The organism is Streptomyces syringium, from assembly GCF_017876625.1.
Taxonomy (GTDB): Bacteria; Actinomycetota; Actinomycetes; order Streptomycetales; family Streptomycetaceae; genus Streptomyces; species Streptomyces syringius.
In genome coordinates this window covers 6,940,687-6,965,385 of sequence record NZ_JAGIOH010000001.1, presented here as the reverse complement: position 1 = coordinate 6,965,385, position 24,699 = coordinate 6,940,687, and the positions used below count along the sequence as shown (strand labels likewise).

7 protein-coding genes (1 of these 7 only partly in view) are annotated in these 24,699 nt (G+C 74.6%); 3 read left to right on the top strand and 4 right to left on the bottom strand.

All coding sequences use genetic code 11. From position 1 onward, the window contains the following. Positions 1-242: 242 nt before the first annotated feature. Positions 243-917: a response regulator transcription factor gene (locus JO379_RS30260; RefSeq protein WP_130881006.1), complete on the bottom strand. Its 675-nt coding sequence runs from the start codon at positions 915-917 to the stop codon at positions 243-245. Positions 918-1,491: 574 nt separating this feature from the next. On the opposite strand from JO379_RS30260, the gene JO379_RS30255 reads away from it, so the two are divergent. Genes JO379_RS30255 through JO379_RS30245 form a run of 3 tightly spaced genes read left to right on the top strand, consistent with a single transcriptional unit; the run spans position 1,492 to position 6,798 of the window. After that, positions 1,492-3,339 (top strand): ABC transporter ATP-binding protein, encoded by a 1,848-nt coding sequence (locus JO379_RS30255; RefSeq protein WP_130881007.1) that lies wholly within the window; start codon positions 1,492-1,494, stop codon positions 3,337-3,339. Further along, a complete protein-coding gene (locus JO379_RS30250; RefSeq protein ID WP_209517924.1) occupies positions 3,339-5,243 on the top strand; it encodes an ABC transporter ATP-binding protein in 1,905 nt (634 codons plus the stop codon). The genes JO379_RS30255 and JO379_RS30250 overlap by 1 nt, the downstream gene beginning before the upstream one ends. Continuing rightward, a complete protein-coding gene (locus JO379_RS30245; protein WP_209517921.1) occupies positions 5,227-6,798 on the top strand; it encodes a class I adenylate-forming enzyme family protein in 1,572 nt (523 codons plus the stop codon). The genes JO379_RS30250 and JO379_RS30245 overlap by 17 nt, the downstream gene beginning before the upstream one ends. 103 nt (positions 6,799-6,901) lie before the next feature. Here JO379_RS30245 and JO379_RS30240 read toward each other — a convergent pair whose 3' ends face one another. The 3 genes in view from JO379_RS30240 to JO379_RS30230 are tightly spaced (each overlapping or abutting the next) and all read right to left on the bottom strand, a layout consistent with a single transcriptional unit that may run on beyond the window. Further along, complete coding sequence (locus JO379_RS30240; RefSeq protein WP_209517919.1) at positions 6,902-16,138, bottom strand: type I polyketide synthase; 9,237 nt, start codon at positions 16,136-16,138, stop codon at positions 6,902-6,904. Next, positions 16,135-23,106, bottom strand: coding sequence for an SDR family NAD(P)-dependent oxidoreductase (locus JO379_RS30235; RefSeq protein ID WP_209517917.1), 6,972 nt, complete (start codon positions 23,104-23,106; stop codon positions 16,135-16,137). The genes JO379_RS30240 and JO379_RS30235 overlap by 4 nt, the downstream gene beginning before the upstream one ends. Further along, positions 23,103-24,699, bottom strand: partial view of an L-histidine N(alpha)-methyltransferase gene (locus JO379_RS30230; RefSeq protein ID WP_209517915.1) — the final stretch only. The gene runs 17,768 nt beyond the window's last position; the window shows 1,597 of its 19,365 coding nt (coding positions 17,769-19,365); the start codon falls outside the window, past its right edge; its stop codon occupies positions 23,103-23,105. The genes JO379_RS30235 and JO379_RS30230 overlap by 4 nt, the downstream gene beginning before the upstream one ends.

The window sequence follows — 24,699 nt, the reverse complement described above, 5'->3', positions numbered from 1 at the left end:
ACGGATTCAACGTAGCGAAAGGGTTCCGGGAGCGTCACCCCGCACCTGTGGACCTAGCCCTTCGGGTAGCCCGACAGGGCGCCCACCCGGGCCTTTCCCTGCGGTTGAACGAGCGTCGAGCATGGGCTGCGGGCCGCGTCGTCCGCACCACCGCCGCGCGACGGTGCCCTCAGGCGCCGGACGGGCTCGATGTGGCCGGGCTCAGCCACATCAAGCCCGCTGGGTGCAGTCTTCAGCGGTACCTAGTGCATGATCAGTCCCAACTGGATGGCCGTGACCACGGCGGCCGTCCGGTTGGGCGCGCCGAGCTTGAGCAGCAGGCTGGCCACGATCCGTTTGGCGCCATGGCTGGAAATCTTCAGACGCCGGGCGATCTGCTTGTTGCTCAGGCCCTCGGCGAGCAGGAGCAGCACCTCGTTCTCCCGGTCGGTGAGGGCCGCGTCCCGCCGCTGGCGGATCCGGCCCGGTCCGCTGGCCCGCTCCAGGAGCACGCGGGCGAGCGAGGCGGGCATGGGCACCTCACCACCGGCCATCCGCTGGAGCGCGTCCTCCACGGCGGTCGCGGTCAGCTCGCCCTGCACCAGAAAACCGTCCGGCGGGAAGGGACCGGCCAGAATGTTTTCGTCGAGACCGGCATCACTCAGCAGTAGCAAAACCTTCGGGCGCAGGCCACGGACGTCGTCGGGCACGCCGCAGTCGGAGCTGTAGTCGGACTCGTGGAGAAAAAGTATGTCGACGGGACTGGAACGTAAGGCCACTTCGACCTCGTCCCAGTTTTCGCAGTGCGTCACTTCACTGACGACGGACGCCGTCGCCAGCACCGCCCTCAGTCCGAGCTGGAGAACACCGTCACGAACGAGGGTCGTGACGACCAGCTGTCCGCCCAGGGCGGGGGTACCACACGCTACACGGCTCATAGCACTCCTCCGAGCTGTCAGCACATGCCAACGGCATGGCGGTAGTCGCGGTGCTCACTGAACTTGCATCGGGGGCCGATCGGCCCAATTGGATCGTTACCCTCACTTCTTTCGCTGCAACCCATGCGCAACAGCACACTCTCGTCAGTCGGGGCGGGGCGTCGGGCATCGTCGCGTACCGCCCTTGACACCCCTTGACGGACTTTCCACCGCCAACCATGACGAACCAGTCATCTCTGCGGTTTATTTTTCTCCCGCAGGTCCGCAATTCACCCGCCGACCTGCGGGCTTTCGTTTTCCTGGAAAAACCAGTAACTTCCGTGCCACGGCGCGCCCTACCGTGAATTCCAAGACCCGTGGACGGCTCGATGACGAAAAATAGAACAGCGGCCACCGACGCACCCGACCTGCGCGTGGCACCGGGCGGGAAAAGCCCCGGAAATTTACCTCGCTTATGCGTGGCAGATGACATCGGCCGACGCCGATCCGGCGCGCCGGAAATTCCCGGAAGAAGGACCGCGCACAGCGGGACGCATTTCCGGGCGCGGCGGGAAATCATGAGTGAGGAGAGCCGATGACCGCCGATACCCTCCCGGGGACGCACGGCACGGCCGACAAGGCGGCGCCTGCCGCCGGGCCCGCCCCCGACAGCGTCGGCCGCTGGCTCCTGTCCCAGATGCGGCGCTTCCGCTGGTACATCGCCGTCCATCTGCTCGGCAGTGTGATCTGGCAATCGCTGACGGCGGCCATCCCGCTCGTCATCGGGCTGGCCTTCGACGCGATCCTCAAGGAGAACGGGGCTCCCGCCGACTTCGGCACCTTCCACGCCGTCGTCGCGGGCCTGCTGGCCCTGGTGCTGGTGCGCGGGATCTGCGGCATCGCGGCCACCTACTCCCTGGAGGCCTTCGCCAGCGGACTGGAACGGGACGCGCGGGCCGGGGTCTTCGCCAGTCTGCTGCGCAAGAGCCAGCGCTTCTTCAACCGGCACCGCACCGGAGATCTCTCCGCGCGGGCCACCGGCGACGCCGAATCACTGAACCTCATGGTGTCGCCCGGCTTCGACATGGCCGTCGACCTGGCGCTGAACATCGCGATCCCGGTCGTCTTCATCGGCCTGGTCGACCCACGGCTGCTGCTGTCCCCCGTCGTCTTCGTGCTGCTGTTCGTCCTGGCCATGGCCGAGCACGGCCGGCGGCTGGAGCCGGTCTCCGACCTCACGCGTGAGCACTTCGGGTCGATGACGGCCCAGGCCACCGAGAGCATCGCCGGCATCGAGGTGGTCCAGTCGACGAGCGGCACCGACCAGGAGCGTGAGCGCTTCGACCGGCTGGCCACCGCCTACCGCGACGCGGCCGTGCGCCAGGCCCACGCCCAGGCCCTCTCCTTCCCGCCGCTGCTGCTCGTCCTGGCCACGGCGGGCGCCCTGCTGCACTCCGTGTACCTGCTGCGCGCCGGCTCCTTGAGCATCGGTGAACTCGTCGCCGTGCTCGGTCTGATGGGGACCCTGCGCGCCCCCACCCAGCTGGCGTCGTTCAGCATCGGGCTCATCTACTTCGGGCTGTCCGGTGCGCAGCGCATCCTGGAAGTCATCAACGACCGGGACGGCGACGTCGAGTCGGGCGGCGGACACGCGGCGCCCATCGCCGGGGAAGTCGTGATGGAGAACGTCGGCTTCGGATACGACCGTGGCAAACCCGTGCTGCGGGGGATCTCCTTCCGGGTCGCACCGGGGTCGACGGTGGCCCTGGTCGGACCCACGGGCAGCGGCAAGTCCACCCTTCTGCACCTGCTCAATCACACCTACGCGCCCGACGAGGGGCGGGTCCTCATCGACGGTGTGGACGCCGCTGAGTGGGACCAGGCGTCGCTGCGCTCGCAGATCGCGGTGATCGAGCAGGACGTGGTGCTCTTCTCCCGGACCATCGCCGAGAACCTGAGCTTCGGCGCGGGCCCGGACGTCGACCGCGCCACGCTGGAGAAGGCGGCCCGCACGGCCCAGGCACACGACTTCATCATGGCGAGCGAGCACGGCTACGACACCGTCGTCGGCGAGCGCGGCGTCACCCTCTCCGGCGGGCAGCGCCAGCGGCTGGCCATCGGCCGGGCACTGGTGACCGATCCGCGCATCCTCGCCGTCGACGACGCGACCAGCGCCGTCGACAGCGCCACCGAGCACGAGCTGCAGCTGGCGATGCGGCGCGCCTCGGCGGGACGCACCACCTTCCTGATCACACCGAGGCTGTCCCGCATCCGCGCGGCCGACCACATCCTCGTGCTCGACAAGGGCCGGATCGTCAGCCAGGGCAGTCATGACCAACTCCTGCGCGACTGCGAGTTCTACCGCAGGATCTTCGCGCCCTATGCGAGCGGACCGACGGCAACCGGCGAGGCCGGGGCGCGGGCAGAGGAGGGATCCCCCTGATGGCGCACCTTCTGGACGGCATCGACCCGGACGGCTACGACCGCGCCTACGGCGACCGTGAACTGACGCGCCGCATCGTCCCGTACTTCCGGGGGTGGGGCCGGGTCGTGGCGTTCGTGACCGCGGCGGTGATCGTGGCGGCGGTCGCGGGCAGTGCCGCGCCCGTTCTGGTGGCCCGTACCGTGGACTCGGCAGCGGGCGAGGACGGCACGGGGACGGTGGCGCTGCTGGTGGCGGTCATCGTCGTCACGGGCGCCGCCGCCTGGCTGTTCACCTTCCTCCAACAGCGCCTCACCGGCACCCTGGTCGGTGATGTGGTGCTGAAACTGCGCGAGGACGCCTTCCGGGCGGCCACGCGGCAGGACATGGCGTTCTACGACAGCCACCCCACCGGGGCGCTCGTCAGCCGGGTCACCAACGACACCCAGTCGTTCGCCACCCTCATCACCATGGTGCTCGGCCTGCTCGGCCAGGTGCTGATGATCCTGCTGCTGATGGTGGCCCTGTTCGTGATCAATGTGCCGCTGGGGCTGCTGACCGCGGCCGTGGCCGGGGTCATCGTGGCCGTCAGCCTCGGCTTCCGGCGCGTGGCGCGCAGCGCGTCGCAGCAACAGCAGCGCGCCCTCGCCGAGGTCCACGGCTATGTGCAGGAGAGCCTGCGGGGCATCGCCGTGGCGCGCAACTACCGGGGTGAGGAGGCCGCCGAGGCGGGGCTCCGGGAGGTCAACGGGCGGTGGTTCAGGGCGAGTGTGCGGTTGAACCGGCTCTTCAGCGGGGTCTTCCCGCTGCTGATCTCCCTGACCGGGCTGGGGACCGTCGCGGTGGTCCTGGTGGGCGGGCACGCCGTGGAGGCGGGCGGCGTCTCGGCCGGTGAATGGGTGCTGTTCCTGGAGGCGTTGGCGCTCTTCTGGTCCCCGCTGACCAGCATCGCCTCCTTCTGGAACCAGCTGCAGCAGGGCCTCGCGGCCGGCGAGCGCATCTTCGCGCTGATCGACCGCGAGCCGGCGGTGCGGCAGCTTCAGCAGCTGCCCGTGCCCCACCTGCGCGGTGACCTGGAACTGCGCGACGTGACCTTCGGCTACAGCGCCGACCGGCCCGTACTGAAGGACGTCAGCCTGAAGATCGCCGCGGGTGAGACCGTCGCCCTCGTCGGGCACACCGGCGCGGGCAAGTCCAGCGTCGTACGCCTGCTCATGCGCGCCTACGAATTCCAAGGGGGGCAGGTGCTGGCCGACGGCCAGGACGTGCGGACCCTCGACCTCGACCAGTACCGGCGGTGTCTCGGCGTCGTCACCCAGACGCCGTTCCTCTTCTCCGGCACCGTCGCGGACAACATCGGCCTCGGCCGGCCGGGCGCGGACCGCCAGGAGATCGAGGCCGCGGCGCGCGCGGTGGCGGGCGGCGACTGGCTGGATCAGCTGCCCGAGGGGCTGGATACCCCCACCGACGAGGGCGGCCGGAACCTCTCGACGGGACAGCGGCAGATCATCGCACTGGCCCGGGTCTTCCTGCAGGACGCCTCGGTGCTCGTCCTCGACGAGGCGACCGCCAGCATCGACCCGCTGACCGAGGCACAGATCCAGGAGGGCCTCGACGTGCTCGCCGCCGACCGCACCACCATCGTCGTCGCGCACCGGCTGCCGACCGTCCGCAAGGCCGACCGGATCGTCGTCGTCGACGACGGGCGCGTGATCGAGCAGGGCGACCACACCACCCTGCTGCGGCGGAACGGCGCCTACAGCCGCCTCTACGAGAGGTACTTCCGCTACCAACAGCCGGACGTCGATCCGGCCGACGGCCCGGTGGGCGGGATCCCGGATCCGGCGGACGCGGGGCGCTCCCGGGGAACGGCACGGACGGCGGACAGCGAAGAGGCGGGTACGGTCGATGCGTTCAACAACTGAAGCCCCCGGCACGCTGGCCGACCTGGTGCGCGCCGCCGCAAAGGCCCGCCCCGGCGCCACGGCCCTGCGGTCCGGCGAGGAGACGCTCACCTTCGGCGCACTGGCGGAAGCGATCCTTGCCACCGCCCGGCGGCTGCGCCACCACGCCCCGCCCGCCGACGGCACGGCGGCACTGCTCTTCGAGAACACCCCGGGGTGCGCCGTGGCCTTCCTGGCCGCCGCCTGCACCGGGACGCGCCTGGTGCCGCTCGAACCCGACACGGGCGAGGACCGTCTGCTGGCGCTGCGGCGGGAGCTGGGGCCACTGACCGTCATCGGCCACGAGGCGAAGCTGCGCGCGCTGCGCCTGCCCGGTGCCGCGTCCGCCGACCGGTGGCAGGGCGGCGGTCTTCTCCCCGTCGAGGAACCGCCGGGCGGCACACCGGCGCCGCGTTCCGACGACGCGCCACTGCCCGCGGCCGGGCCCGATGCCCCCTTCCTGTACCAGTACACCTCCGGTTCGACCGGCGAGCCCAAGGCGGCCGTGCACTCCCAGCGCGACCTGGTGCACGGCGGGGAGATCTACGCGCACACCTACGGCATCACCGCGGCCGACCGCATACTGGCCGCGGTTCCCCTGCTGCACTCCTTCGGCATGGTCGCGGGTCTGGTCACCGCGCTGTGCACAGGGGCCGAGCTGGTGCTGCCGGGCCGTTTCGTGCCCGCCAAGCTGCTGCGGACGGTACGCGAGCAGGCCTGCACGGTACTGGTGACGACCCCGCTCGCCTGCGATCTGCTGGCCCGCTCGGCCGCCGCCGACCGTGGGCAGCCGCCGCCCGGCTCGTTGCGGCTCTGTCTGTCCTCGGGTGCCGCGCTGCCCGCCCCGGTGGCGGACCGCTTCCGCGAACACTGCGGGCCGGTCGTCCAGCAGATCTACGGCAGCACCGAGGCCGGCATCATCGCCGCGCAGCGCGTGGAGGACGAGGGCGCGGACCGCGGGGTGGGCAGCCCGGTGCGCGGCGTACGGATCCGGCTCGTCGACGAGCGGGGCCGGGACGTGCCCCCGGGTGCCACGGGCAGCCTGTGGGTGCGCACCCCCGCGATGTTCACGCACTACCTCGACCGCCCCGGACCCACCGGGCAGGCGTTCCGCGACGGCTGGTACGTGACGGGGGACATGGCCCGCACGGACAGCGAGGGGCGTCTGCATCTGGTCGGCCGCAAGGACTCGTTCATCAACGTGGGCGGCAAGAAGGTCAACCCCACCGAGGTCGAGGAGGTCCTGCTGGCCCATCCGGCCGTCGCCGAGGCGGTGGTGTGGGGCGAGCGGGGGGAACAGGCGGACGGCGCCGACGGTGTGAGCGAGCGGGTACGGGCCACCGTGGTGGCGCGGGCGCCGCTGAGCGCGGCCGACCTCGCGGCCCACTGCCGCGGCCGGCTGCTGCCGCACCAGGTGCCCGGCGGGGTCGAGTTCGTCGCCGCCCTGCCGAAGAGCGCGCTGGGCAAGATCCGGCGGGCGGCGGTGGCGGACGCCGCGGCCCGGAAGGAGGTCACGGGCGGGGCCGCCGGCGACTGAAGGCCAAAACGCACGCCGTGAGCACAACGGCCGCTTGCCGCTCCAGGGCGACCTGGAGCGGCAAGCGGCCGCGGGTGTCACCGGGGCCGGGGCCCCGTGCGGATCACCCCGTTTCCTCGGTCATCCGCTCGACCACGAGGTCCGTCAGCACACGCGGCGTCGGGCACTCGTAGAGCACGTCGGCCGCCCAGTCCAGGCCGGTCAACGTGGCGAGGTGATCCCGCAGTTCGAGCGCGGTGACCGAGGTCAGGCCGAGGTCGAAGAATTCGTCCTCGGCGCCGATCTCGGTCGCCGACTCATAGCCGAGCACGGCCGCGGCGAGTGTCTGCACGCCGCCCAGCACGGCCTCCGCCCAGCGCTCCGGCGGCAGCTTTGCCAGCGTCGCCCGCAGTTCGGAGTCCTGGCTGCCCGGGGCCTCCGACTGGCCGTCCGCCGACGCCACTTCGGCCGACGGCTCGGCCGACGGCTCCACAGGGGCCGGTTGCGCGGTGTCGGGCTCCGCGACGGGCGGTACCGTCTCCGGCGCTCCGGCGGCAACCGGTGTCGGGGTGTCCGTCGTGAGGGCCGGAGCGACGGTCGGCGCGAGGAGTCGTACGGCCGGCTCGTCGGTGGCGATGGCCCGGCACAGTCCGAGCACGGCGGCACGGGGATCGAGGCCGGGGCCGACCGCCACGACACGCACGGCGCTGCCGTCCCCGCCCGCTTCCCGCGCTGTCGCCGCCACGCGGTCGCCGACGGACACGACGGTCACCAGGGGCGCTGCCACGTCGTCGAATCCGGTGCCGGCGCGGACGATCGCCGCCGTGAGCCGCACCGGGCTCTCGGCGCCACCGAACTTGACGGCGCCGGGCGGGCAGGTCACCCCACCGGCCACCAGGCAGCGGGCGCCTGCCCTCAGCACGGCGTCGACGATCGCCTCGGTCAGCGCGTCCGAAGGGCCCGCCACTAGGACATCGCCCTGGGGCCGCCACTGACCGGCCGGAGTCACCGGCTCGTACTCGCGCACGAACCTGCCGTCCGCCTGGATCAGCGTCTCCCGGTGCCCGTCGGCGATGGCCGCGCAGAGCCGGGCCCTGACGCGGGCGTCGATGCCCTGCGGCAGGGTCACGACGTGGTCGCCCTCGGGCGCCGTGCCGCCGTCGGTGAGCACCCACCGGGGCACACCGGGCTCGGCGACCGGTTCGGCGCCGGGCAGCGCGACCACGAGGTCGGGCCGCTCACCGCCGCCCGACCGGACGCGGGCACCGTGCCGGACCAGGACACCGGCGATGGCGTCGGCCAGGTCGTCGTCTCCCCCGTCGGGGGCGAGCAGCAGCACATCGTGTGCGAGGACCGGCGCGGACGCGTCCGGCACCGGCGTCCACCGGGCCCTCTCCATGACCGGGGCACTCACGCCGAACCGCAGCCGGCCGAGGGCCGCGAGCACCTGAGCCGGTGTCTCGTCGCCCCGCAGGTCCAGCAGGCCGAGGGCGGTGGTGACGTCGGCGCCGTCGACGGCCGACCAGAACGGATCCAGCGTGGCGTCCGTCGTGACCGCGGGCGCCGCGGGTTCGGGCTGCTGCGCAACGGCCGGTTCGGGCCAGTAGCGACGGCCGTTGAAGGCGTACGTCGGCAGCGGCACCCGGTGCGCCGGCCTGCCCGCGTGGACGGCCGTCCAGTCGACGTCCACGCCGTGGGTGTGCAGGAGCGCCAGGGCTTCGGTGGCGGCACGGACGTCGTCGCGGCCGCGCCGCAGCAGGGCGACGGGTCGGACCACGGTGTCCGGCAGGCACACCTCCGCGGCCGGGGCGAGTACGGCGTCGGGGCCCACCTCCAGGAAGGCCGTGGCCCCCTTCTCGTGCGCCTGCTGGACGGCGTCGGCGAACCGGACCGAGCCACGCAGCTGGTCCACCCAGTACTCGGGGGTGTCCATGGCCCGGTCGGTCCGGACGGTGGAGACGACGGGGATCCGGGCCTGCCCGAACCGCATCGTCTCCGCGACCGCCCGGAAGCCGTCGAGCGCCGGCTCGACGTGGGGCGAGTGGAAGGCGACGTCCACGCGCAGGCGGCGGGTGCGATGGCCGCGGTCCGCCAGTTCCTTGGCAGCGGCCAGCACCGCTTCCTCGTCCCCGGACAGGACGACCGCCCGGGGGCCGTTGACGGCGGCGATCTCCACCTGGCCGGTGCGGCCGTCCAGCACGGCGAGCACGTCCTCCTCCGTCGCCCGCACCGACACCATCGCTCCCCCTGCGGGCAGCGCGCCCAGGGCGCGGCCGCGCGCGGCCACCAGCGTGGCGGCGTCGGCGAGGGGCAGCAGACCGGAGACGCAGGCCGCCGACAGCTCACCGATGGAGTGGCCGACGAGGGCCTCGGGCACGACGCCCCAGGACGACAGCAGCCTGAACTGGGCGATCTGGAGGGCGAACAGCGCCGGCTGGGTGTACTCGGTGCGGTCCAGCAGGTCCTCCCGCTCGAAGACCACCTCCCGCAGCCCCGTTTCCAGGTCGAAGTGCGCGGCCACCTCGTCGAAGGCTTCCGCGTACACAGGGAACGTCTCGTACAGTCCGCGTCCCATGCCCGGCAGTTGGCTGCCCTGGCCGGTGAACAGGAGGGTCAGCCGCTGCCTGCTCGCGGTCGACCGCCGCAGGCCGTCGGCCGCGCGGCCGGCCGCCAGGGCCGTCAGGGCCGCGCGCGTGCCCGGCTCGTCGGAACCGGTCACCAGGGCCCGGTGGCGGTGGGCGGAGCGGGTGGTGGACAGGGCCCGCGCCACCGCGGCGGGGTCGGACGTGTCCGCCTCCAGCAGTCGCCGCGCCTGTGCGCGCAGCGCCTCCTCGGAGCGCGCCGACAGCAGCCAGGGCACGCCTTCCAGGGCGGGCAGCGTCTCCGGGGCGTCCACCGGCGGCGCCTGCTCGATCACCACGTGCACATTGGTGCCGCTGATGCCGAACGAGGACACGCCCATGCGGCGCGGGCCGGGCTGCTCGGGCCAGGGCTCCGCCGAGGCGAGCAGGGCGACGTCGCCGGTGCTCCAGTCGACGTGCGGGGAGGGCTCGTCGATGTGCAGGCTGCGCGGCAGCAGTCCGTGCCGGATGGCCAGGACGGCCTTGATGACTCCCGCGATGCCGGCCGCCGCCTGGATGTGGCCGATGTTGGACTTCAGCGAGCCGAGCCGCAGCGGCTCCGGGCGGTCCTGGCCGTAGACCGCGAGGACGGCCTGTGCCTCGATCGGGTCGCCGAGCTCCGTGCCCGTGCCGTGTGCCTCGACGGCGGCCACGTCGGTGGGGCGCAGGCCGCCCGCGGCGAGGGCCGCGCGCATCACCTGTTCCTGGGCCCGGCCGTTGGGGGCCGTGAGGCCGTTGCTCGCGCCGTCGGAGTTCAGCGCGCTGGCGCGCAGCACGGCCAGCACCTCGTGTCCCAGGGCGCGGGCCCGTGACAGGCGTTCGACGAGCACCACGCCGACGCCCTCGCCCAGCGCGGTGCCGTCGGCGGCGGCCGCGAAGGGCTTGCACCGGCCGTCGACGGCCAGTCCGCGCTGGCGGCTGAACTCGACGAAGGGCACCGGTGTGGAGAGCACCGTGACACCGCCGGCGAGTGCGAGGTCGCACTCCCCCGCCCGTACCGCCTGGGCGGCGAGGTGCAGCGCGGTCAGCGAGGACGAGCAGGCGGTGTCGACGGTGACCGTCGGGCCCTCCAGCCCGAAGGTGTAGGCCACCCGGCCGGACAGCACACCGCCGCCGACACCGGGGGCGAGGAAGCCCTCGGCGGCGGCGTTCTCCAGGAGGCGGCCGTAGTCCTGGTACATGGCGCCCACGAACACACCGGTCCGGGTGCCCCGCAGGGTGGCGGGGTCGATGCCGGCGTCCTCGCACGCCTCCCAGACCGTCTCCAGCAGGAGCCGCTGCTGCGGGTCCATCGCGAGGGCCTCGCGCGGTGACACCCCGAAGAAGGCGGCGTCGAAGGCGGTGGCGTCGGTCATGAAGCCGCCGTGCCGGACGTAGGAGCTGCCCGCGGCCGCGGGGTCCGCGTCGTAGAGGCGCTCCAGCGGCCAGCCGCGGTCGTCGGGGAACGGGGAGATGCCGTCGCGTTCGGCGACCAGCATGTCCCAGAGGTCCTCCGGGGAGCGGACACCGCCGGGGATCCTGCATCCGATGCCGACGAGGACGATGGGGTCGTCCGCGTCGGCGGTGGTGCCGGGGGCCGTCACGGCCGCCGTCGCCGGGGCGGCCCCCGCGAGCAGCTCGTCCAGGTGGCGGGTCAGCGCGGCCGGGTTGGGGTGGCTGAACACCAGGGTGGCGGGCAGCCGCAGGCCGGTGGCGCCGGCGAGGCGGTTGCGCAGTTCGACGGCGCTGAGCGAGCCGAACCCCGCGTCCTTGAACGCCCGGTCGGGGTCGACCAGGTCCGGTGATGTGTGGCCGAGCACGGCGGCGGTGTGGCCGACCACCAGGTCGAGCAGGATGCGCCGCCGGTCGGCTCCGCTCTTCCCGGCGAGGCGGCCGGCGAGTTCGGAGTCGGCGACCGGTCCCCCGGGGGTGGCGGTGCGCCGCGCCGGCGCGCCGAGCAGGTCGCGGAGCGGGACGGGCACGGCCTCGCCCTGGGCCCGCAGGGCGGCCGTGTCGAGCCGGATCGGGGCGAGCACCGGCTCGTCGGAGGCCAGGGCGGCGTCCAGCGCGGCCAGCGCGTCGGCGGTCGGCAGCGGCAGGAAGCCGGAGCGGCCGAAGCGGGCGCGGTCGACGCCCTCCGTCATCTCGCTGGTGGCGTCCCACAGGCCCCAGGCCAGCGACACGCCGGGCAGTCCCCGGGCGTGGCGCAGCCGGGCCAGGGCGTCGAGTCCGGCGTTGGCCGCGGCGTAGTTGGCCTGTCCGAGTCCGCCGAGGACGCCCACGGCGGAGGAGAACAGCACCAGCCGTGCCTCGGGCAGCAGTTCGTGCAGGTGGCGTGCGGCGTCGAGCTTGGGCTCCAGCACGCGCGGGAGGCGCTGCGGTGTCAGGTCGGTCACCAGGCCGTCGTCGAGTGCGCCGGCGGCGTGCACGACCGTGGTGAAGGCGGCTGTCCCGACCAGTTCCGCCAGCGCGGCGCGGTCGGCGACGTCGCAGGCGACGACCCGGACGGTCGCACCGGCTTCGGTCAGCTCCTCGGCGAGTTCGGTCATGCCGGGTGCCTGTGTCCCGCGCCGGCTGGCCAGGACCAGCTCCCGTACGCCGCGGGTGTGCACGAGGTGCAGGGCGACGAGCCGGCCGAGCGTCCCGGACGCCCCGGTCACGAGGGTCGTGCCGAGGTCGGCCGCCTCGCCCGTGGCGGGGGCGGCGCGGACCAGTCGCGGCACGCTCGCCGCGCCCGACGCGAGGGTGATCTGCGGTTCGCCGGCGGCCAGTGCGGCGGGGACGGCGGCGAGGGTGGCGTCCTCGTCGTCGGCCAGGTCGAGCAGCAGGAAACGGTCGGGGTGTTCGAGCTGGGCGGACCGTACGAGGCCCGCGACGGCGGCTTCCGCCACGTCGTCGTGGACGCGGCGGGTGACCACGACGAGCGTCGGGGCCGGGTGCTGCGTGGTCTCGCTGTTGCCGTCGTCGGCCACCCAGTCGTGCACGAGGCGGAGCGCGTCGCGCACGGCGTCGGCGGGGTCGCCGGTGGGAGCCGGGACGAGCACGAAGCGGGCGGCGTCCTGGGAGGGTTGCTTCTTGAGCAGCCGGGCGAGGTCCGCGTCGCGGACGGCGTAGTCCTCGTCGTCTCCCGTCGCGTCGGGCAGGGTGCGGGCCACCTGCTCGGGGCGCAGGAGGTCGCCGCGGTCGGGCCGGTTGAGGGCGCCCGCCGGGAGCTCGCGGAGCACCAGGGTGTCCACCGACGCGACCGGTGCCCCGGAGGGGTCGGTGAGGGCGAGGCGGACGGCGTCGGGTCCGGCGGCGGAGAGCGTGACGCGGACGGTGTCCGCGCCGACGGCGTGCACGCGCAGGCCCTGCCACTCGAAGGGCAGCGAGGGACGGCCGTGTTCCTGGGTGAGGAAGCCGCCGAGCGCCACCGGGTGCAGGCACGCGTCGAGCAGGGCCGGGTGGAGGGTGAAGCCGTCGGCCCCGTCGGCGCCGGGCAGGGCGACCTCGGCGAACAGATCGCCGCCCTGGCCCCGCCACAGCGCCCGTACGCCGCGGAAGGCCGGGCCGTACGCCAGGCCCGCCTCCTCCAGCCGGGCGTACAGCGCCTCGACGTCGAGCGGTTCCGCGTCGGACGGCGGCCATACGGCGGGCGCCGCCGGCGGTTCGTCACCGGCGGGCAGCAGGACGGCGGTGGCGTGCGTGGTCCAGTGCCCGGCGCCGGTCCGGGCGTGCAGGGTCAGCCCGCGGGAGCCGTCCCGGTCCTGACCGGTGATGTCGATGCGCAGCCGGACGTCGGCGTCGTCGGGCAGGACGACGGGGGTGAGCAGGGTGAGCTGGTCGACGGCGGCACAGCCGACCTCGTCGCCCGCCCTGGACACCAGCTCCGCCAGCGCCGCGCCGGGCACGACGATGTGCCCTTCCACGGTGTGGTCGGCGAGCCAGGGCTGGGCGGCGAGGGTCAGCCGGCCGGTCAGCACCACGCCCTCGGCCCCGGACAGGGCGGCCCGCAGGACGGGGTGGTCGACGTTGTCGAGGCCCAGCGCGGTCGCGTCGCCGGTGCCGGCGGCGGTGCGCAGCCAGTACGGCTCGGTGACGAACGCGGTGGTGGGCAGCTCGACGCGGCGGGCGCCGGGCCAGACGGCGGACCAGTCGGGCCGCACGCCCTTGACGTGCAGCTGGGCGAGGGCGAGGAGCAGTTGTTCCGGTCCGCCCTCGTCCCGGCGCAGCGTGTGGGCGACGGCGGTGTCGGTGCCGAGGGAGTCGACGGTCTCCTGTGCGCCGTTGGTGACGACGGGGTGCGGGCTGACTTCCAGCAGGGTGCCGCAGCCGCGCTCGACGAGGGCGGTGACGGCTTCGTCGAAGCGCACCGTCTCGCGCAGGTTGCGGTACCAGTAGTCGGCGTCGAAGGCGTCGGCGCCGTCGATCCAGCGGCCTTCCACGGAGGAGAAGAAGGGGACCTCGGGGGCGCGCGGGCGCACCGGGGCGAGGGCTTCCAGCACCTGCTCGCGGACGGCTTCGACGTGGGCGCTGTGCGACGCGTAGTCGACGTCGACGCGCCGGGCGCGCACGCCGTCCGCCTCGCAGGCGGCGAGGAGTTCGTCGAGCGCGTCGGTGTCGCCCGAGACGACCACCGAGGCCGCGCCGTTGACGGCGGCCAGCGACAGCCGGCCCTCCCAGCGGCGCAGCCGTTCGCGGGCGTCCTCGGCCGGCAGGGCGAGGGACATCATGCCGCCACGGCCGGAGATCGCCGTCAGGGCCCGGCTGCGCAGGGCCACGACGCGGGCGGCGTCCTCGACGGTCAGGGCACCGGCCACGCAGGCGGCGGCTATCTCGCCCTGGCTGTGGCCGACGACGGCGGCGGGCCGGACGCCGAGCGAGCGCCACACCTCCGCGAGGGCGACCATGACGGCGAACAGGGCGGGCTGGACGACGTCGACGCGGTCGAGGTCGCCCTCGCCGCGCAGGACGGCCGTCAGCTCGAAGTCGACGTGCGGGGCGAGCGCCGCCTCGCACTCGGCTATCCGCGCGCGGAACACCTCGTTGGTGTCGAGCAGGCGCACGGCCATGTCCCGCCACTGCGAGCCCTGGCCGGGGAAGAGGAAGGCCACCGGGCCCGAGGGTCCGGTGGTGCCCTCCACCACGGCGGGCGACGGGCGGCCGGCGGCGAGCTCGGTCAGGGCCGCGAGGAGCTCGGAGGAGTCGGTGCCGAGGACGACCGCACGGTGTTCGTGCGCGGCGCGGGTGGTGGCCAGCGAGAAGGCCACGTCGCGGGGGTGGAGTTCAGGGCGGTCGGCCAGGAAGCCGGCGAGGGCCGCGGCCTGGGCGTGCAGCCCGGCGGCCGAACGGCCGGACAGCGGCCAGGCCCACGGGCCCGCCGCGGCGTCCTCGGCCCGGTCGTCGGCCTCGGTCCCGGCCTCGTGCTCGGCCCCGTCCTTGATGACGGGCGGCTCCTCCAGGACCACGTGGGCGTTGGTGCCGCTGACGCCGAACGAGGACACGGCCGCGCGCCGGAGGTCCTCGCCGGCGGGCCACGGCACGTCGTCGGTCAGGAGTTCCACGGCGCCCGCCGACCAGTCCACGTACGGGGTCGGGGCGTCGAGGTGCGGGGTGCGGGGCAGCACCCCGTGCCGCATGGCCATGACGGTCTTGATGATCCCGGCGACGCCCGCGGCGGCCTGGGTGTGCCCGAGGTTGCCCTTGACCGACCCCAGGCGCAGCGGCTTCTTCCGCTGCTTGCCGTACACGGCGAGCACGGCCTGGGCCTCGACGGGGTCGCCGAGCGGGGTGCCGGTGCCGTGCGCCTCCACCGCGTCGACCTGCTCGGGGGTGAGGCCGGCGTCGGCCAGGGCCTCCCGGAGGACGCGCTGTTGGGCGGGGCCGTTGGGCGCGGTGAGGCCGTTGCTGGCGCCGTCGGAGTTGACGGCGGTGCCGCGGACGACCGCCAGCACCCGGTGGCCGTTCGCCACCGCCGCCGAGAGCCGCTCGACGACGAGCACGCCCACGCCCTCGGACCAGGCGGTGCCGTCGGCGGCGGCGGCGAACGGCTTGCACCGGCCGTCGGGGGCGAGGCCCCGCTGGCGGCTGAACTCGATGAAGCCGGTGGGGGTGGCCATCACCGTGGCACCGCCGACGAGGGCCATCTCGCACTCGCCGCGGCGCAGGGACCGCACGGCCAGGTGCAGGGCGACCAGCGACGACGAACAGGCGGTGTCCACCGTGATGGCGGGGCCGCGCAGCCCGAGCTGGTAGGCCACCCGCCCGGAGACGACGCTGCCCGCGCCCTGGGCGCCGGGGTAGTCGTGGTGCATCACGCCGGTGAACACACCGGTGCGGCTCTCGCGCAGCACAGTCGGGTCCAGGCCCGCCCGCTCGACGGCCTCCCAGGAGGTCTGGAGGATCAGCCGCTGCTGGGGGTCGGTGTGGAGGGCTTCCTTCGGCGAGATGCCGAAGAACCCGGCGTCGAAGGAGGCGGCGCCGTGCAGGAAGCCGCCCTCGCGGACGGTGGTCGTGCCCGGGTGGTCGGGGTCGGGGTGGTAGAGCGCGTCCAGGTCCCAGCCGCGGTCGGCCGGGGACAGTGTGATCCCGTCGCGGCCCTCGGCGACCAGGGACCAGAGGTCCTCGGGCGATTCGACGCCGCCGGGGTAGTGGCAGGCCATGCCGACGATCGCGATGGGCTCGGCGGAGCGCTCCTCGACGTCGCGCAGCCTCTGCCGTGCCGTCTGGAGTTCCGCGGTGACCCGCCGCAGGTAGTCGCGGAGCTTGTCCTCGTTGGTCATCGGTTGCGGTCCTCCAGTCCCGGCAGCGGGGTGCCGAGCTCAGCGTCGATCAAAGCGAAGACCTCGTCGTCGGTCGCGGTCTCGTAGGTGGTGAGGGGGCCCGGCGCGGTGCGGGGCGCCAGGCGTTCGAGCAGGCCGCGGACCCGTTCCACGGCGCGGTCCCGGGCCGTGTCGTCCATGTCCTCCTCCGCCGCGGTGAGCGCGGTGGCGAGGCGGTCGAAGGCCTCGGACAGGGTCGGCAGGCCGTCCTCGCCCGACGCGCCGGCGAACCGCTCGTCGAGGTGGTCGACCAGGTCGGCCGGGGTGGGGTGGTCGAACACGAGCGTGGCCTCCAGGGACAGCCCCAGGGCCGCGCCGAGCCGGTTGCGGAACTCGATGGAGCTCAGCGAGTCGAACCCGAGCTCCTGGAACGACCGGTCGGATTCGATCGCGGCGGCGCCCGAGTAGCCGAGCACGGCCGCGGCCTGACCCCGGACCAGCGTGGACAGCCTGGCCCGCCGCTCGTCGGGGCGAAGGCCCGTGAGGCCCGGGTCGACGGCGGGCGCGTCGGCCGGCTCCGGCGCGACGAGGCCGCGCAGGAGGTGCGGCACGACGGCGGCCCGGCCGGAGCCGAGGCGCACGGCGGTGACCTCCGGGTGTCCTCCGGCGAGGGCTGCGTCGAGCAGCCGCAGGGCGGCGTCGGTCGGCAGCGGCTCCACGCCGCCGCGGGCCAGCCGGTCGCGGTCGGCGACCATGCCGTCCTCGGTCGCCCACGGTCCCCAGGCCACCGAGACGGCCCGCCGGCCGGTCCCGGCGCGGTGCCGGGCGAGGGCGTCGAGGAAGGCGTTGGCCGCGGCGTAGTTGCCCTGGCCGGGGCCGCCCAGAACGCCCGCCACCGAGGAGAACAGCACCAGTTCGGCGTCCGGCAGCAGTTCGTGGAGGTGTGTCGCGCCGTCGATCTTGGGGCGCAGCACGCGTTCGAGGCGCTCGGCGTCGAGGGCGGTGACGACCCCGTCGTCGAGGACGCCCGCGGCGTGCACCGCCATCGTCACCGTCCGGTCGGCCAGCAGGGCGGCGAGGGCCGTCCGGTCGGCCACGTCGCACGCGGCGGTCTCGATGCGGGCGTCCAGCCCGGCCAGGTCCGCCGGGCGCCGGCCGCTGCGGCTGACCAGCAGCACGTCGCGTACGCCGTGCCGTTCCACGAGGTGACGGACCACGGGCCCGGCGAGGGCACCGCTCGCGCCGGTGACGAGGACCGTGCCGGGCCGGCGCGGCTCGCCCGGGGACCCCGGGGACGCGGTGGCCGGGGTGCGGACCAGGCGGGCGCCGAGCACCCGCCCGTCGCGCAGCGCCAGCCCGGGTTCGTCGGAGCCCAGCGCGCGGGGCAGCGCGGAAAGGCCGTCCGCCTCGACGAGGGTGAAGCGTCCGGGGTGTTCGGACTGGGCGGAGCGCACCAGGCCCCACGCCGCGGCGGTGGCCGGGTCGGGGGCGGTGGTGAGCAGGACCAGCCGGGCGGCCGCGTACCGCTCGTCGGCCAGCCACTCCTGGAGCAGGCCGAGCACCCGGGTGGTGAGCGCGCGGGCGGCGGCGGCCGTCGGTCCGGCGGAGACGACGGGCAGGACGACGACCGGCGGCACGTCCGGCAGCGCGGACGGCTCCGGCGCCCGGAGCACCTCGGCCCCGGACGCGCCCAGCGCGGCGCCGATCCCGTCCGGGTCCGGGCCGAGCACCGCGTAGCGGGCGTGCGGGTCCGCCTCCGGGGTGTCGACGGGCACCCACTCGATGTGGTGGAGCGGGTCGGCGGGGGTGCCGGCCCGGCGCAGGACGACCGAGTCGACGGACGCCACGGGAGCGCCGGCGCGGTCCGTGAGCCGGACCTCGACCACGTCGTCGCGGAGGTGGACGACCCGTACCCGGGCGGCGGTCGCGCCGACGGTGTGGAGGCGCACCCCGGACCAGGCGAAGGGCAGGTAGGGGCGGTCGCCGTCGAGCTTCGAGGCGAGTGCCACGGTGTGCAGGGCGGCGTCGAGCAGCACCGGGTGCAGACCGTGCGGCCCGGCGTCCCCGTCGGGTACGACCACGTCGGCGTAGACCGCGTCGGCGGTGCGCCAGGCGCGGCGCAGGCCCTGGAAGGCGGGCCCGTATCCGGACAGGGTGTCGTAGAGCCGGGTGACGTCCACCTCCTCGGCGTCCTCCGGGAGGGGCGGGGTGCTCGGGGCCTCGTCGGGGGCGGGGGCGAGGGTGCCCGTCACATGGGCGGCCCAGTCGGCGTCCGCGGGGCGGGCGTGCAGCTCGAAGTCCCGCCGCCCGTCCGCCGAGGGCGGGCCGACGACGAGGCGTACGTCCGCGTCGCCCGACGGCAGCGTTGTGTGGGTCACGAGCTCGGCGATCCGGGGGCAGCCGAGTCGTGCTCCGGCGTGCAGGGCCAGGTCGACGAAGTACGTCCCGGGGACGAGCACGGTGCCGTCCACGGTGTGGTCGGCCAGCCAGGGCCGGTCGGCCGTGGAGATCCGGGTGCTGAAGACGTGCCGGTCGGGCAGCTCGACCAGGTCGGCCAGTGCGGCGGGCGCTGCGGGCTCGACCGGCGCGGTCCGCTCGACCGGCGCGGGCAGGCTGGTCCGGGGCGCCGGGGCGGTCTCGATCCAGTGCCGTTCGCGGGCGAACGGGTAGCCGGGCAGCGAGAGCCGGCGCGGGCGGCCGGGAGAGGGGACGGTGATGTCCGCTCCCTCGACCCAGGCCCGTGCCAGGGTCTCCAGGTCGTCCCCGGTGACCGGGGCGGCGGAGCGCCGCCGCCGGCCGCGGTGGCAGCCCGTCCCGGTGCGCAGGGCCTCGGCGAACTCGGCGGTGGTGGTGGCGACGACGGCGAGCCGCTCGTCGAGGTGGTCGCGTCCGGCCCAGAGCGTGAAGGCGAGGGCCGCCGGGTCCACGGGCGGGGCCGCCGCGGCGAGCCCGGCCGCCAGTCCGGCCGGGGTGGTGCCCCCGTCGACGGGCAGCCGGACGCCGAAGACCTCCTCGACACGGTGGGCGAGCTCGGCCAGCCGCGGGTAGTCCAGGCCGAGTTCGGCCAGCGGTTCGCGGGGGTCGGCCGGGAAGCCCACGACCTCGGTGAGGATCTCCTCCAGGGCGGCGGGAACACCGGCGGGGGCATCCGCGCCGGCGGCCCGCTCCAGGTGGGCGAGCAGGGCCGTGACCGTCTCGTCCAGCCGGGTGGCGTCCTTGGCCGAGAGCACGAACAGCCGGGGCCGTGCCGCCTCCGGGACGGCGTCGGAGGCGGGGTGCTCGGTCAGCACCACGTGCGCGTTGGCGCCGCCGGCACCGAAGGAGCTGATCGCCGCGGTGCGCGGCGCGCCGTCGGGCGCCGTCCAGGGTTCGGTGGCGCGCTGCACGCGGAACCGCGAGGCGGCCCAGTCGACACCGGGGTTGAGGGTCTCGGCGTGCAGGGACGGCACCAGTTCCCGGTGGCGCATCTGCAGCACGACCTTGGTGAGGGCGGCGATGCCCGCCGCCGACTCCAGGTGACCGATGTTCGACTTGACGGAGCCGATGGGCCACGGCCCGCGGCCGGCCCCGGCACCGTCGAAGGCCCGCTCCAGGGCCGCGATCTCGATCGGGTCGCCCAGGCTGGTGCCGGTGCCGTGCGCCTCGAGGTAGCCGAGGTCGGCCGGGTCGACGCCCGCCCCCGCCAGCGAGTTCTCCACGAGCGCGGCCTGCGAGGCCGGGTTGGGCACGGAGAAGCCACCGGTGTGGCCGCCGTGGTTGAGCACCGTGCCGCGGATGACGGCGTGCACGTGGTCGCCGTCGCGCAGCGCGTCGCGCAGCGGTCGCAGCAGCACCACGCCGACGCCCTCCCCGGGCACGTAGCCGTCCCCGCCCTCGCCGAAGGCCCGGCAGCGGCCGTCGGTGGAGAGGAAGGACGACTGGCTGAGCAGCAGGTACTTGTTGGGGTGGACGTGCAGGTTGACGCCTCCCGCCAGCGCCGCCTCGCACTCCCCGCGCCGGATCGCCTCGACGGCGAGGTGCAGCGCCGTCAGCGACGACGAGCACATGGTGTCCAGCGCGATGCTCGGTCCCTTCAGGTCGAGGAAGAAGGAGACACGGTTGGCTATGGACGCGGCGAACGAGGAGGGGACGAAGCCGGGTTCCTCGCGGACGCCGTACAGCTGGTACTGGTTGTACATCACGCCCGCGAACACCCCGACGGCGCGCCCGCGCCAGGCGGAGGGCGCGTGCCCCGCCTCCTCGAAGGCGTGCCACGCCTCCTGGAGGAACAGCCGCTCCTGGGGGTCCAGCACCGCGGCCTCGTTGGGCGAGATGTGGAAGAACGCGGCGTCGAACTCGTCGACGCCGTCGACGAATCCGCCCCACCGGCCGTAGGAACGGCCGGGGACACCCTTGGCGTCGGTGTGGATCGCGTCGTGGTCCCAGCGGTCGGCGGGCACCTCGGTGATGCAGTCGCGGCCGGCACGCAGGTTCGCCCAGAACTCGTCGACGCTGCGGGCCTGGGGGTAGCGCCCGCTGAGCCCCACGATGGCGATCGCGTCGTCGTCGCCGGAGGCATCGGCCGCCGGGGCGGCGGCGGTGGTCGGCGACGGAGCGGGAACAACAGCAGCGGGGACGGGTTCGGTGGCCGCGACGGGTTCGGCGGCCGCCGGGGCGAACCGGCTCGTGATCGTGTCCGCCGAGCCCACGAGGGCGACCAGGTGCGGCCGGCCGCTGCCCGCGGCGCGCAGCAGGATGTCCATCGCCGTCGGGGTGTCCATGGCCTTCAGGCCCATCGTGCGCAGGGCGGCGTCGTCGAGCGGCATGCCGCCGTCCGCCCACCCGGGCCACCCGACCGACACGACACCCGGCTTGCCCTCCGCGAAGCCGTCGAGGAAGGCGTTGGCGCAGGCGTAGTCGGCCTGGCCCCGGTTGCCCCAGGCGGCGGCCGTGGACGAGCAGAGGACGAGGAAGTCCATCCCGAGGTGCCGGGTGGCCTCGTACAGGTGGCGGGCCCCGGCGACCTTGGGCGCCAGCACCGCGCGGACGTCCTCGGCGCTCTTGCCCGCGATCAGCCCGTCGCGCAGCACACCGGCGGCGTGCACCACGCCGTGCAGCGCGCCGTACGTGGACAGCGCGTGGTCGACCGCGCGGCGTACGTCCTCGGGGCGGGTGACGTCCGTCGCGACGACGGTGACCTCGGCCCCGAGGGCGGTCAGTTCGGCGGTCACCGACGACGGGGCGGCCGTGCGCCCGCAGAGCACCAGCCGGGCCCTTACGGTCCGCGCCAGGTGCCGGGCCAGGGCGAGGCCCACCCCGCCGAGCCCGCCCGTGATCAGGTAGACGCCCCGCTCGCGCAGGCGCGTCGGGGTGTCCGGGGCGGGCGTCGGCCGGATGTCGCGCACCCGGCGCTCCCCCGCCTCGTACCGGACGTCCACGTCGGGTGCGCCCGCCGCGAGTTCCGCCAGGGCGTCGGCGGCGTGCGGCGAGCACACCACGGTGGCGCTGACGCCGGGCTGTTCCATGCGGAGGGTGCGGAACAGGCCCGCGACCGCCGCGGCCGGCGCGCCGGCCGGAAGGTGGCAGGCGATCCGGACCGGGCTGCGGCGGGCGCGCAGCAGGGCTGCCGCGAAGGCGGTCAGGTCGACCGCCTCCTTCTCCAGGTCCTGCGGGTCGGCCGGGGTCCAGAGGACGTCCGCGGCGTCCGTCGCCGCGAGCAGGGCCGGCCAGTCGCGCGGGGTCGACGCGTCGACGGTCAGCACGGAGGCCGGCGCGGGTGCCGGCGGCAGCGGTGCGGCCCGCCAGTGGGGCTCGAACCAGACGACCTCGGTGGGCAGTTCCTCCCGCGCCTCGCTTTCCGCCGGGGCCGGGGCGGGGGCCACGGCCGCGGCGGACGGGGCCGGGGTCACGGTCTGCGCGTCGTCGGGCAGCCGGTATTCCCCGAGGTGTTCGACCAGGGACGCGAAGGTGTTGTGCTCGAAGAGCAGGGTGGGCGAGAAGTCGGTGCCGTACGCCCGTTCCAGGTCGGCGGCGATGCCGAGCAGTCCCGTGGAGTCGAGGCCCAGCTCGTAGAACCCGGCCTCCTCGTCGAAGTCCGCTGTTTCGAGGCGCTCGGTGAGCAGCGCACGCACCACCGTCTCGGCCGACTGCCGCGGGCGCGGCGCCGCCTCCAGCCGGGTGATGGCGTCCTCGTCCCGTACCCGCTTCGAGGTGAGCCCCCGGAACCACAGCAGGACGCCGCCGTCCGTGTCGAGGAACCGGAAGTCACAGGTGGTCAGGTCGCCGTCCGGGCCGGTCGGCCGGGGCGGGGTGGCGTGCACCAGGGTGCGGGCCCCGATCGGCTGCCGGGCCCGGAAGGACTCGATGAGCATCGGGATGTACGGTCGCGCGGCCGCGCCGACCCCGGACTGGGCGAACTGCGTGGGCAGCAGCGTCGAGGAGTCCAGCGCGGCCGGGTGCAGATGGAAGTACTCGGCGTACGCCGCGGCCTGCGGGCCGAGCGACAGGTCAGCCAGCAGTTCCCCGTCACCGACGTGCAGGGTGCCGCGGGCCCGCATGAAGTCCCCGTGCTCGATGCCGGTCCGCCGCACGAGCGCGTACAGGTCCGCCATGTCCGCGGTGTGCGGCGTCCGTCCGCGCAGGGCGGGCAGGTCGACGGACTCCGCGGGGAAGGGCACGTCCAGCAGCAGTCGGCAGTCCAGCACCGGCTCGGTCTCGCCCGACGGGCGCCGGGTGCCCGTGACGGACACCCGGTAGCCGTCGCCGTCCGCGGTGAAGTTCACCCGCAGCTCGGTGTCGAACTCCGGCCCGGCGGCCACCGGGTTGCGGAACAGCACACGGCGCAACTCCACCCGGGCGGTGTCCACACCTTGCGCGCGCAGGATCCGGTAGATCATGTCGAGGAACGACACGCCGGGCAGGATGCGCGTGCCGTGCACCCGGTGGTCGCGCAGCACCGGGTCGGTCCCGCGCACCACCACGGTGCAGGTCAGGCCATCCAACGCTTTCATTTCTTTCCTTCCGGCACAGTCGAGAACTCGAGCTCGAAGAACGGCTCGGGCGGGTCCGTCACCACGGGAGGTCCGGCGTCGGGGGACGTCGGCGCGGGTACGGACGTCGGCGCGGGCGCCGGTGCGTCGAACCAGAACCGCCGCCGCCGGTAGCGGGGCGCCTCCAGCGGAACGCGGGACGGCACGTGGTCGCCGGGTGCCTGGCGCACCACCATGTGCGCGTTGGTGCCGCCGAACCCGAAGGAGCTGACGGCGCCCCGGCGCGTTCCGTCGCGGCCGGTGAACGGCCGCGCCTCCCGCACGGGGAACAACGGTGACTCCTCGAACCGGAAGCGCCGGTTGAGGGTCGAGCAGTGCAGGGTGGGCGGCAGCTGCGCGTGGTGGACCGACAGCACGACCTTGATCAGTCCGGCCATGCCGGCCGCGCTGAGGGTGTGCCCGATGTTGGTCTTCACACTGCCGACGCCGCAGAACCCGATCTCGTCGGTGGAGCCGCGGAACGCCTCCGTGAGCGCCTTCAGCTCCATCGGGTCACCGATCATGGTGCCGGTGCCGTGTGCTTCCACGTAGCCGATCTGCGCCGGGGTGATGCCGGCGTCCGCCCAGGCGGCCTCGATCACCTGCCGCTGCGCGCTCGGCTTCGGCGTCGTGATGCCCATGGTGCGGCCGTCGTTGTTGACGGCGCTGCCCTCGATGACCGCGTAGACCCGGTCGCCGTCGCGCACCGCGTCGGACAGGCGCTTGAGCATCAGCATGCCGGCGCCCTCGCCGAGGACGATGCCGTCGGCCCGCTCGTCGAAGGTGTGGCAGCGGCCGGTCGGCGACAGCGCGCCCGCCCCGCTCATGCCGACGAACGGCACCTCGTCGAGGAGGATGTCGACGCCGGCGGCGAACGCCAGGTCCGACTCTCCGGTCCGCAGGCTGTGCGTGGCCAGGTGCACCGCGACGAGCGCGCTGGAGCAGGCCGTGTCGACGACGACGGCCGGTCCGCGCAGGTCGAGGTAGTGGGACAGCTGCGCGGCAATGAAGTTCTGCGCCATCCCGCTGATCGAGTGCGGGCCCGCGGTGCCGTGATGGGCACCGAAGTTCGCCGCCCGGGCGCCCGCGAAGACGCCCACGCGCCGGCCCGCGACCTCCTCGGGGGTGAGCCCGGCGTCGGCCAGGCACTCCGCGCCGGTTTCGAGGACCTGGCGCACCAGGGGGTCGACGAACGGGGCGCCGGCCGGGTCGAGCCGGAAGTGGTCCGGGTCGAAGTCCTCGATGCCGTCGAGGAAGCCGCCCCACTTGCTGACGGTGGTGCCGGGCTGCGGGTCGGGCCGCCAGAAGCGGTCCGGGTCCCAGCGGGACGGCGGCACCTCGGTCACCGAGTCCGTCCCGGACACCAGGTTCCGCCAGAACGCCCGGTGGTCGGGCGCGCCGGGGAAGTGCGCGGCGATGCCGATGACGGCGATGCCGTCCTTCGGTCCGGCCGCTGCCGCCCCCGACTCCGCCGTCTTTGACGTGGTGCCGGCGGCGGCCCGTCCGGTGGATTCCGCAGCTGCCACGGGCGCGGACGGCACGGAGACCGGGTCAGGGGCCGGGGTGGGTGCCGAC